We start from the raw sequence: 12,187 nt of genomic DNA on the forward strand, positions 1-12,187 counted from the left end.
ACTTAATTTAAAGAATAATTGTAAACACATTTATCGTTAAAACTAATTTCAGTATTTTTGTCAAAAATTAACAAAACGATAATCCAAATATAAATGGCTTTAAATACAATAAACCCAACTGAAACAGTAGCTTGGAAGAAACTTCAACAGCATTATAGTGCAATGAAAAAAGCTTCCATGAAAGAAATGTTTCAAGCAGATGATTCAAGAACAGAGAAATTTAACTTGAAGTGGAATGATTTTTTAATTGATTATTCAAAAAATATCATCAACCAAGAAACGCTTGAATTATTACTGGAGTTGGCAAAAGAAACAGGACTTAAAAATGCTATTGCGGATTATTTTGACGGTGGAATTATCAATCAAACAGAAAATAGAGCGGTGCTTCATACTGCTTTAAGAGCCAAAGAATCAACTGTTATAAATGTAGAAGGGCAAAATGTGGTTCCTGAAATTTATGAAGTAAAAAATAAAATAAAGGCATTTACTAACGAAGTAACTTTAGGACAAAGAACTGGTTTTACAGGAAAACTGTTTACGGATATTGTCAACATCGGTATTGGTGGTTCAGATTTAGGACCTGCAATGGCTGTTGAAGCATTACAATTTTACAAAAATCATTTAAACGTTCATTTTGTTTCAAATGTTGATGGGGATCATGTAAATGAAATTATAAAAAAACTAAATCCAGAAACGACGCTTTTTGTTATTGTTTCTAAAACATTTACAACACAGGAAACATTAACTAATTCTGAAACAATCCGAAAATGGTTTTTACAATCAGCAAAACAAGAAGATGTTGCTAAACATTTTGTTGCGGTTTCTACAAATATTGCAAAAGTAACAGAATTTGGGATTAATCCTGACAATGTATTCCCTATGTGGGACTGGGTTGGAGGTCGTTTTTCATTATGGAGTGCGGTAGGGCTTTCCATAAGTCTGGCAGTTGGTTTTGAGAATTATGACGAATTGTTAAGCGGGGCCAATGAAATGGACGAACATTTCAAAACTACTGATTTTGATAAAAATGCACCAGTTATTTTAGCTTTATTAAGTGTTTGGTATAATAATTTCTTTGGTGCCGAAAGCGAAGCTTTGATTCCTTATACGCAATATTTACAAAAATTAGCACCTTACTTACAGCAAGGTACTATGGAAAGTAATGGAAAAAGTGTTGGTCGTGATGGAAAGCCGGTTAATTACCAAACTGGGACAATTATTTGGGGTGAGCCAGGAACGAATTCACAACATGCTTTTTTTCAATTAATTCACCAAGGAACTAAATTGATTCCTACTGATTTCATTGGATTCGTAAAACCATTATATGGTGATGAAGATCATCATGATAAATTGATGTCTAACTTTTTTGCACAAACCGAAGCTTTGTTGCACGGGAAAACGGAAGAACAGGTTCAAGCAGAATTCGATAAACAAGGCCTTGGTGCAGATAAAGCGGCGCTTCTTTTGCCGTTTAAAGTATTTGCAGGTAACAAACCTACAAATACTATTTTGATACAAAAATTAACTCCAAAAACATTAGGATCTTTGATAGCATTATACGAGCACAAGATTTTTGTTCAAGGAATTATCTGGAATATATTTAGTTATGACCAATGGGGTGTGGAACTTGGAAAACAATTAGCCAACTCAATTTTAGAAGAGATTCATACTGAAAAAGTTAAAAATCACGATTCTTCAACTACATTTTTATTGAATCATTTTCTTTCAAACAAATAAAATGGTTTTAAGTTTGATCTAATAATGAAGATTCGAAATAACACTTGTTAGTTTTAAATATTTAAAACCCCAATTTTTTTATAAAATTGGGGTTTTTTATGTAAGTAATTCAATGACAGCGTTTATTTTTGATGTTATTTTTGATTTTTGCATAAATTTGATTTGCGGTATTTTTATTGGATAAATAAAAAAAATCATATAAAAATAGTAATTATATTCTTTTTTAACAAGGAAGTTGCGGTAATCGCTTTAAAGTAAAGAATGAGGTTTTGAGGTGTTTTCTTAACGTTTCCATAACACTATGCGGTTTAAATGTTATATTTTTGCTAAAATTTAATAAATTAAACAAAAAACAAAAATGAAGAAAATTATTTTTATTTTGATTATTTTTTTATCAGCTGTTGGTCATGCGCAGGTTACTAGTTCTGCAATGTCTGGGACTGTTAAATCGAGCACGGGTGAAACGCTTCCAGGTGCTTCAGTTGAGGTTGTTCATAAACCTACTGGAACAAAATATTTTTCAACAACAGGTTCTAACGGAGGATATGCCGTTCAAGGAATTAGACCAGGAGGTCCTTACACTGTGAAAGTTACTTATGTTGGTTACAAAACAACAGAGATTACAGAGATCAATGCACCTTTAGGAAATAATATAATAGTGAATATTGTTGTAGATGAGGAATCTAATGCTTTAAAAGAAGTGGTAGTTGTTTCTACAAAATCAAAAGGAACTTTCAATAAAGGAAGAACCGGAGCTTCGCAACAATTTTCAAATAGAGAATTAACAGCTGTTCCTGTTACAGGTGCAAGATCGATTAATGCAATCACTAAGTACAATGCAAATGCAGGAGCTAATGGTAGTTTTGGAGGTCAAGATTCAAGATTAAACAACTTTACGATTGATGGATCTGTATTCAATAATGGTTTCGGTCTTGGAAATGATTCACAAGCTGGAGGAAGAACGGGTTCTACTGCGATTTCTTTAGATGCAATTGAACAGTTACAAGTTAATATTGCTCCTTATGATGTACGTCAATCAGGTTTTCTAGGTTCTGGAATAAATGCAGTGACAAAAAGTGGAACAAATGAAATTGAAGGTTCAGTTTATAATTCATTTAGAAGTAACAAGAAGGATTTTATAGGGACTAAAGCAGGAAATACTGTAATAGTGCCAGGTAAATTTAATGAAAAAATTTGGGGAGCTAGAATTGGAGCTCCAATCATTAAAAACAAATTATTCTTTTTTGGAAATTTTGAGACAATAGAAAATACAAGCCCGGCTACAACTTGGACTTCTGCAGGTTCACCACAGCCAAGTGCTCAAGTTTCTGCACCTACATTTGCACAAATGCAAACACTTTCAACTTTTTTGAAAGACAAATTTAATTATACAACAGGTCCTTGGGAAAACTATGACGCTGCAAAAGTTTCGAAAAAATTCCTTACAAGATTAGATTGGAATATCAACGACAATCATAAACTTACGGCTCGTTACGTGTTTCATAACTCTTCATCAGATGAGTTAACTTCAAACTCTGCCTCTTTAGGATTTGGTAATAGAAGAACTAGCGCACTTGCAATGTCTTTTCAAAATAGCGGTTATGTTATTCAAGATAATACGAGATCGATAGTCGTTGAATTGAACAGTAAATTAAGTAATTCATGGTACAATAATTTTATCGGAGGTTATGACAAACAAATTGAAGATAGAGCCTTACAAGGTGGAGGTTTGTTTCCTACTATTGATATAAAAAACGGATCAGTTAATCCTATTACTGGAGTTGTTACAGCAGGAACATCTAATCTTATTTCTGCAGGTTTAGATCCTTTTACTCAAGGGAATAAATTATCGTATTCGACTTTACACTTTACTGACAATTTAACTAAAACAATAGGTAAACACTCTTTATTATTTGGTGCTAACTTTGAGTACTTTAAATCAAGTAATTTGTTTTTCTCTGGCTCTAATGGAGTCTATGTTTTTAATTCGTTGGATCAATTTTATAAAGCGGCTGAACAATCAGCTCTTAATGGTGGTGCGCCATCTACAATTGTTTCCGGTATTGATCGTGTTCAGTTTAGATATTCAGCTTTGGCTGGTGCTGAAGAGCCTTTGCAAATTTTGAAGTCAAATAAAATTGACTTGTATACTCAAGATGAAATTAAAGTTTCGGATCAACTTAGAGTTACTTTAGGACTTCGTGCTTCAGCTGTTTGGTTTGCTGATACAGCACTTGAGAATCCTAAAGTTACAGCAATGACTTTTGCTAACGGAGAAAAATTCAACACTGGTGATATGCCAAATACTCAGTATTTGTTTGAGCCGAGAATCGGTTTTAATTTAGATGTAACTGGAGATGCTACAACACAGGTTCGTGGAGGTAGTGGTGTATTTACAGGAAGAGCTCCATCGGTTTTCTTATCTAATGCAATTGGTAATAACGGTGTTCTTACCGGTTTTGTTGATGTTAGTGGTGCTGCGATTGCTGCAGGTGGATACGGTTTTACACCAAATCCAAACAATTATTTCATTCCTGCTACACCTACGCTTCCTTCTACATTTGAATTAGCGTTTACAGACAAAAAATTTAAGTTTCCACAAGTTTGGAAAACAAATATAGCAGTTGATCATAAACTTCCTTTAGGTTTTGTAGGAACTATAGAAGGTATTTTCCAATCAAACATTAATGCGATTCATTACTACAATGCAAATTTTGAAACTCCACTTGGAAACTTCAGTGGTCCTGATACTAGACCAAGATATGCTCGTAATGACAATGGAGTTAGAATTAATGACAATGTTTCAAGTGCAGTTGTATTAACAAATACGAATAAAGGATATTTTTACTCTACAACATTTAAATTAGAGTATCCATACAAAAAAGGTCTTTGGGGTTCAGTAGCTTACACGCATTCAAGTGCTAATGATTTATTATCAGCAGGTTCTATTGCTTCTGGTTCTTGGACTGGTGCTAGATCAGTAAACGGTAATAATGATTTACCTTTATCTTTATCTAGTAATAATACGCCGCATAGAATTGTTGGTATATTAGGATATAAAATTGAGTACGGTGATAAACTTGGAGCTGCTACTTCAATTAACTTAGGTTACATTGGAGAACAATCAGGAGGGATTTCTTATGCTTATAATGGCGATATGAATGGTGATAGAGTAAATGGAAATGATTTATTGTTTGTGCCAAATAATGCGAATCAAATTCGTTTTCAACCATTATCAGTTACAAATGTTGTAAATGGAGCAAATGTAGTAACAGTATATACTGAAGCACAACAACAACAAGCTTTTGATTCATACATTAATCAAGATAAATATCTTTCTACAAGAAGAGGCCAGTATGCTCAGAGAAATGGAGCTGTTATTCCTATGTTGCATAGATTAGATTTATCAGTTACTCAGGATTTTTTCTTGAAAATATCTGGAAAAAAGAATTCTTTCCAATTCAGAGCTGATGTCTTAAACTTTACCAATATGTTAAATAAAGATTGGGGTGTTACACAAAGAGTTACAAATTCAAATGTTTTGAGCTACGTAACTACAACTGCAAATGTGCCTTTTTACCAATTAACAACTCAAGCGGATGTTGCAGGAACAAAAACTTTAATTAAAGATACCTTCCAGAAGAATGCTTCAACTTTTGATGTTTGGCAAGCACAATTTACACTTAGATATATTTTTGGGAAATAATACCTGAAAAAAATATCAAAAAATCAAAACCACGTATTACAGCGTGGTTTTTTTATGCCTTTTTTTCTTATATTTGTTAAAACAAAAATACAATTTATGTACGAATTTATTCAAAAATTTCATTCTGGTTGGGCTTATTTAGCGCTTTTAGTATTAGTGGTTGCAGTTGTTAATTCTTTTATAGGAATGTCTTCTAAAAAAGAATTTACTGCAAAAGATAGAAAAATTGCGTTGTTTGGATTAATAGGGATACATACACAATTATTGATTGGTTTAATTTTATATTTTGTTTCTCCATTAGGGTTTGCTTCGTTAGGACAAATGTCAGATAAGGCGTTGCGTTTAACGTCATTAGAACACCCATTAATAAATATTATTGCAATTACTTTGATTACAATAGGATGGTCAAAACATAAAAAATTAACTACTAGCGAGTCAAAGTTCAAAACGTTTTCTATTTTTTATGGTCTAGGATTATTGCTTATTCTAAGTAGAATTCCATGGTCAATGTGGTTTTAAAAATAAATTAAAGCTCTAGAAATAGAGCTTTTTTTTTCTGGGTATGGTTTTTGTAAAATAGATTTAACTAAAAAGATATAAATGAAAAAATCAATAACATTATTTTTTTTGCTGGCAATAATTGGCTTGGTTAGCAGTCAAAGTTCAATCTCAGATAAACAAAAATCTGCAATTCAAAAAGACTCTCTCAAAAAGAGTAGAATAGCAGTTGAACAGCAAGATGATAAATTAGACTCTTTAATTACTTCATTAGGGAAATTTAAAATCTATAAAAAACAGGCACATGCATCCTATTATGCTGATAAATTTAATGGAAAAAGAACTACAAGCGGCAGAAAATTTGATAACAATAAATATACTGCAGCGCACAAAAAACTACCTTTTGGGACAAAAGTAAAAATAACCAATGAAGCTAATGGTAAATCTGTAATTGTAGAAATTACCGACAGAGGTCCATTTGTTAGGTCAAGAGAAATAGACTTGTCTAAAAGAGCCTTTAACGATATTGCTTCACGTAAAGACGATGGAGGAATGAAAGTAACAATAGCAATTTTGAATAATTAAATCACCAGTTTTTATAAGGATTATTGCTTAAATAGGAATTGTAATAGCGTTTATCATGCGTCACTTCTGCGCCCAACCAACTGGGCTTTTCAAAAGTTTCGGTTTCTGAGCTAAGTTCAATTTCAGCAATGGTCAATCCCTCGTTTTCACCGTAAAACTCGTCGATTTCAAAAACGTGATTCCCAATTTTTACTTCAAAACGGGTTTTGTCAATAGCGCCTTTTTCGCACAACTTCAATAATTCCTTTGCTTCATCAACCGGGATTTCTTTTTCCCACTCAAAACGGGACAATCCTGATTCATTTGAAATTCCTTTTATAGTCAAAAATCCGTTCTCTCCTTTTAGGCGAACACGAACCGTGCGTTCCGGAACCGAACTTAAATAGCCTTGGGCAATATGATTTTGAAGGAAAGCGGTTGTCTTGAATGAATCGTTTTTAATTAGAAATTTTCTTTCTATTTCAATCATTTTCATATTAATTTTATTTAAGTATTTTTAGAATTTCGGGTTAAACGCTTCAATTCCTCAATCATAAAACTTTTTTCTATTTTAAAAAAAAAGCTTTTAAATCGCTTTTTTAAGAGAAAAATAGTTTTTTCAATCGAATATTTCCACTTCTATCCGGGCTAATCTCATGCCTCAAATATATTAAATATTTTCACTACAGTTAATTTATATCTTTAGGAGGTTTGTAATTGCTTGTCACAATTTATTTTTTTTATATGGTAAAATAATGTTGAAGGACAAAAGTTTAGATTTCAACGAAATTTTGTGTGCACTATTAAGACCGCTACAAGCATTTATTTATGATTAACTTAATGAAAGTTGTTGGGTCAATTTGTATTTTTACCAAAATTGAACCAAATAATGAGATCCTTTTTCAAAGTAAAACCGAAACCAACTCCAGCTGGGCTATTAACTGAATTTTTTGGAGAAAGTCAGTATTGGCGTGAGCAGGAAGATGATTTAGAGCCTTTAGTGGAGTTAATCAGGTTGATCCGCCCTTTGAAAACTAAAAATCTGGAAAGTATTGATTTGCAAGAAATACTTTCTTTTTTAAAGGACAATTATAATATTCGAAAACAGTTCTCCATTTATATCAAAGAAATTTTAAAAGATAAAAAATTCAATAAGATTCTTTCCGATGCAGCTATTTTACAAGATGTTGATTTTATTTTTGAAGTCAAAAAAAGGATTTTCGCTAAATTTTTGCCTTATCAGCCACAAAAAAACACATTAGAATATATTCTCAATCAGGTTTTTTACCGCGACGATGACACGATTTGGATCAACAAAATACCATTACAACAATTAGAAGAATTGTATGGTCTTTTAAAATTCAAGTCTATTTATGAAAACATGGAACTCAATTCGGTGTTATCTGAATTGTTATTTGGGATGCACTTAATTACACAGCGAATAAGTGGTCGTGCCATGGAAACGGACGTCATCAAAATGGTCCCGGAATTTGATGATTATGAAAGTCCTTTTTCGGCTTTTGAAAAAGAATTATTTCAAATTGAAGACAAAATTAAAAATTCTGAAAAGCATTTTATCAAGTCGAATGATTTATCGTATGCGCACCTATTGGTTTTGCATAAGCAGTGTGAAGAGTTTGTTGATAAAGCATTTCATAATACTTCAAAATATGGAATTTCACTTCGTGTAAACCAGAATTTATTAAAAATCAGACAGCAATTAGAACGGTTAAAATTTTTAATTCCGTTAATGATTGTAGATAAAGAGAACGATAAAAAGAGTAACGGAATAACATTGGCGTTGTATTTAATTAAATACAATTGCTACAAAAATAATGTTCGAAAGTTTATAGGTGAAAGTACCCAACTGATTTCTTATGAAGTAACGCAACATACGGCTAAAACAGGAGAACATTATATTACTGAAAGCCGAAAGGAGTATTTTAAAATGTTTCGAACGGCACTTGGCGGTGGATTTATCGTTGGAATAATGTGTGTCATTAAAGTATTGCTTTCTAAAGTCGATACGAGTTTTTTTGGACATGCATTTATTTATAGCATAAATTATGCTTTTGGGTTTATTGCCATTTATCTTTTGGGTTTTACCCTTGCTACAAAACAACCAGCCATGACAGCTTCGGCTTTGATAAAAGCTTTGGAGGAAGGTGTTGTGAAACAAGGTAAGAATGCCGAAAAGTATGGCGCTTTTGCTATACTTTTTGCACGTGTTTCTCGCTCGCAGTTTATAGCTTTTGTGGGGAATGTGATTATGGCTTTTCCTGTTTCATTACTTGGAATCTGGCTGATTGACTATACTCTGCATTATAACATCACTGCTACTAAATGGAAATCCTTACTCATTGACTTAAGTCCGATACATTCATTAGCGATTTTTCATGCGGCTATAGCTGGTGTATTTTTATTTTTATCCGGAATCATTTCAGGAAGTGTTGCCAATAGGGACAAACACAATCAGGTTTTTTTCCGGATAACTGAACATCCTTTGTTGAAAAAGAGTTTAGGAAAAGATAGAACGCTGAAATTAGCTAAACTATATGAAAAAAGATGGGCAGGAATTATTTCAAATTTCTGGTTTGGTATATTTATGGGAAGTACTGCGTCAATTGGTCTGTTTTTAGGGCTAAATTTGGATATACGGCATATTACTTTTGGAAGTGGAAATCTGGCCTTAGCGCTATACGGAGCGAATTATGTTGTGAGCGACTCGATGTTATTTTGGGGTATTTTTGGAATTGGTATTATGGGTTTGGTTAATTTTATGGTAAGTTTCAGTCTGTCATTAGGGCTGGCATTTCGTTCGAGAGCTATTTCATTATTTGAGTTGCGATTTGTTACGATTTCCATTTGGAATCATTTCAAATCACGTCCATTCAGTTTTTTCTTTCCTACCGAACAGAAAAACAAATCGGTAGTAGTTAAGAATTATTTAAGTACTGAAGAAAAATAATAATTTGGGGAATAGTAAACAATTCTAATAATAATTGGGTCTACAATTAGTTGAATATGCAGGAATTAATTCCAAATAGAAAAATCATACACGTTGACATGGATGCTTTTTATGCTTCGGTGGAGCAGATGGACAATCCGTTGTTGATAGGAAAGCCTATTGCTGTAGGAGGTTCTGAAAACCGAGGGGTTGTTGCTGCGGCGAGTTATGAGGCTAGGAAATTTGGCGTTCGTAGTGCTATTAGTGGAGTCATGGCCAAGAAAAACTGCCCAGAACTCATTTTTGTAAGGCCACGATTTGAAAGATATAAGGAGATTTCATCTAAGATTCACAAAATTTTTCAGGAATATACGGATATGGTGGAGCCATTGTCACTCGATGAAGCCTATTTAGATGTAACGAATAACAAAAAAGGGAATCCTAGCGCTAGTTTATTAGCGCAGGAAATAAGACAGCGCATTTTCAACGAAGTGGGTTTAACGGCTTCTGCTGGGATATCGGTTAATAAGTTTGTGGCTAAAATTGCCAGTGATTATAATAAACCCAACGGACAAAAAACGGTCAATCCGGACGAAGTCATTTCATTTCTGGAAGAATTACCTATTCGAAAATTTCATGGAGTTGGAAAAGTCACTACCGAAAAAATGTACCAACTGGGAATTTTTACCGGAGTAGAATTAAAAAGTAAATCTTTAGAGTTTTTAGAGAAACATTTCGGAAAATCGGGAAGTTTCTATTACCAGGTCGTGAGAGGAATTCATAATAGTGAAGTAAAATCAAATAGGATTACAAAATCAGTTGCAGCAGAACATACTTTTGATGTTAATCTGTCTTCTGAAATTTATATGTTAGAGCAGCTGGAGAATATTGCAACTACATTAGAGAGAAGATTGAAAAAACACAGTATTGCTGGAAAAACAGTCACTTTAAAAATAAAATATAGTGATTTCACACAACAAACCCGAAGCAAAACCCTGCCTTATTTTATTTCTGATAAAGCATTGCTAGTAGAAGTCGTAAAAGAACTATTGTATCAAGAACGAATGAAAAATTCCGTGCGATTACTTGGGATTTCTTTAAGTAATTTAAATACCGAAGAGAAGAAATTTGTTGTTGTGCAGTTAAAATTCGATTTTTAATTAATAATGAGTGCGTTCAACAATGGTTAAAGTCTAAAATTTGTTTTTTTGTTTTTATAAATAAAATTATATTTGGGTTTTTAATATAAAATACCATGAGTGATTTTCCACAATATGATGAAGCTATTGCCAAGTATCACAAATGCTTAAATATAAAAACAACACCAGTTTTTTCTTGGGATTTTCACCATGAGTTTTTACATGAATTGAAGAGTTCTTTTTTAGATTTAGATAAGCTCAAATTAATTGCTCTCCAAAACAAATGGAATCTTGACAACTGGGATTTAAAAACAAGATTAAAAGAGGAAGTAATAATTGTAACGGATGTTAAACGTACCATCGTTTTTGCCTCGCACAATATAGTAAAAATGAGCGGCTATAAAGCAGCAGAAGTTTTGGGTAAAAGCCCTAAGATGTTTCAAGGTCAAGAGACTAATTTAGTTACTTTGAATGAAATTCGAAATGCAATACAACTTCAGGAACCTTTTGAAAAAACGGTGTTCAATTATAAAAAGAACGGAACGGTTTATGCTTGTTTGATAAAAGGATTTCCTGTTTTCAACTTGCAAGGACAGTTAAGTCATTACATAGCTTTTGAAAAAGCGGCTTAAAATGAGAAAACCTCTCTAATTTAGAAAGGTTTTTTCATTATTCAATATTCTTATAGTAGTCTTAGTTTTTACTGTTCAACTTAGATAACAATCTTAAAAATTCTATATACAACCAAACCAGTGTAATCATTAATCCCATGGCGCCATACCATTCCATGTATTTTGGCATTTTTTGTTCTACTCCTTTTTCGATTCGATCAAAATCCAAAAACAGATTTAAAGCGGCAATTACAATTACAAAAACACTGATTCCGATACTCATCATCGAGTTGCCATAATGTACAGGGACAAAGCTGGTAAACATCGAAAACAACCAAGAGATCAAATAATAAGTCGCAATGGCAAGTGTGGCTGCCACAACAACTGACTTAAACTGTTCTGTTACTTTTACGATTTTATATTTATACAAACCTAAGCAAACCATGAACGTTACAAAAGTTGCCCCAACGGCTTGAATCACAATTCCGGGATACATAGCTTCAAATATTGCCGAAATTCCACCGATGAATAACCCTTCGAATAAGGCATATCCAGGAGCTAAATACGGCGAAAATTGCGGTTTGAAAGCAGAAATAACGACTAGAATAAGTCCTACAATAGCACCGCCTATTGCCGGAACCATTGGATTCATGCCATTAAAAGTCATCCACCAAATTACCATTGCGGATGCCGTAAGAAGTAAAAATAGAATTAAACTCTTATTGATAGTTCCTGACAAAGTCATTTCTTGATTGTAATCAATTAGAGTTGCTTGATGCACTTCGTCTTTTCTTGAAACTGCTGTTGACGAAAAAGTTTTATTATTTAAAAATGGATTTTTCGAATTGAAATTCATAATAGCTGCGATTATTGTTCCTCAAATATAAATTTTATTTTGCAGAAGAATGTTTAATTGTTCTTAATTTTTTTCCAATGAAAAATAGAGATGTAAAGTTTTTTTTAAATAATCAAAAAAAATCCGTCC

9 protein-coding genes are annotated in these 12,187 nt (G+C 32.7%); 7 read left to right on the forward strand and 2 right to left on the reverse strand.

All coding sequences use genetic code 11. The features are described from left to right. Positions 1-93 precede the first annotated feature (93 nt). The 4 genes from pgi to ACM55G_RS02670 all read left to right on the forward strand — a co-directional run bounded on the left by pgi (position 94) and on the right by ACM55G_RS02670 (position 6,526). Positions 94-1,737 carry a glucose-6-phosphate isomerase gene (gene pgi, locus ACM55G_RS02655; RefSeq protein ID WP_416842361.1) on the forward strand — a complete coding sequence of 548 codons (1,644 nt, stop codon included), beginning with the start codon at positions 94-96 and terminating at the stop codon, positions 1,735-1,737. Positions 1,738-2,095: 358 nt separating this feature from the next. Next, complete coding sequence (locus ACM55G_RS02660; protein ID WP_416842362.1) at positions 2,096-5,443, forward strand: TonB-dependent receptor; 3,348 nt, start codon at positions 2,096-2,098, stop codon at positions 5,441-5,443. Positions 5,444-5,539: 96 nt separating this feature from the next. Beyond that, positions 5,540-5,962 carry a hypothetical protein gene (locus ACM55G_RS02665; RefSeq protein ID WP_416842363.1) on the forward strand — a complete coding sequence of 141 codons (423 nt, stop codon included), beginning with the start codon at positions 5,540-5,542 and terminating at the stop codon, positions 5,960-5,962. A gap of 81 nt (positions 5,963-6,043) precedes the next feature. Continuing rightward, positions 6,044-6,526, forward strand: a complete 483-nt coding sequence (locus ACM55G_RS02670) for a septal ring lytic transglycosylase RlpA family protein (RefSeq protein ID WP_416842364.1) — start codon at positions 6,044-6,046, stop codon at positions 6,524-6,526. Between the two features lies 1 nt (position 6,527). Here ACM55G_RS02670 and ACM55G_RS02675 read toward each other — a convergent pair whose 3' ends face one another. Further along, positions 6,528-6,995: a CYTH domain-containing protein gene (locus ACM55G_RS02675; RefSeq protein ID WP_416842365.1), complete on the reverse strand. Its 468-nt coding sequence runs from the start codon at positions 6,993-6,995 to the stop codon at positions 6,528-6,530. A 399-nt stretch (positions 6,996-7,394) separates the two neighbouring features. Here ACM55G_RS02675 and ACM55G_RS02680 point away from each other — a divergent pair, with 399 nt between their 5' ends. From ACM55G_RS02680 to ACM55G_RS02690, 3 genes are all read left to right on the forward strand, one after another. Further along, the gene (locus ACM55G_RS02680; protein ID WP_416842366.1) at positions 7,395-9,473 is read left to right on the forward strand and encodes a recombinase; all 2,079 of its coding nucleotides are present in this window, start codon (positions 7,395-7,397) and stop codon (positions 9,471-9,473) included. 56 nt (positions 9,474-9,529) lie between these two features. Next, the gene (gene dinB / locus ACM55G_RS02685; RefSeq protein ID WP_416842367.1) at positions 9,530-10,612 is read left to right on the forward strand and encodes a DNA polymerase IV; all 1,083 of its coding nucleotides are present in this window, start codon (positions 9,530-9,532) and stop codon (positions 10,610-10,612) included. Between the two features lie 95 nt (positions 10,613-10,707). Beyond that, on the forward strand, positions 10,708-11,223 hold the full coding sequence (locus tag ACM55G_RS02690; protein ID WP_416842368.1) for a PAS domain-containing protein: 516 nt from the start codon (positions 10,708-10,710) through the stop codon (positions 11,221-11,223). Positions 11,224-11,284: 61 nt separating this feature from the next. Here ACM55G_RS02690 and ACM55G_RS02695 read toward each other — a convergent pair whose 3' ends face one another. Then, positions 11,285-12,058: a Bax inhibitor-1/YccA family protein gene (locus ACM55G_RS02695; RefSeq protein ID WP_416842369.1), complete on the reverse strand. Its 774-nt coding sequence runs from the start codon at positions 12,056-12,058 to the stop codon at positions 11,285-11,287. Positions 12,059-12,187 lie beyond the last annotated feature (129 nt).

Source organism: Flavobacterium algoriphilum (assembly GCF_048158655.1).
Taxonomy (GTDB): Bacteria; Bacteroidota; Bacteroidia; order Flavobacteriales; family Flavobacteriaceae; genus Flavobacterium; species Flavobacterium algoriphilum.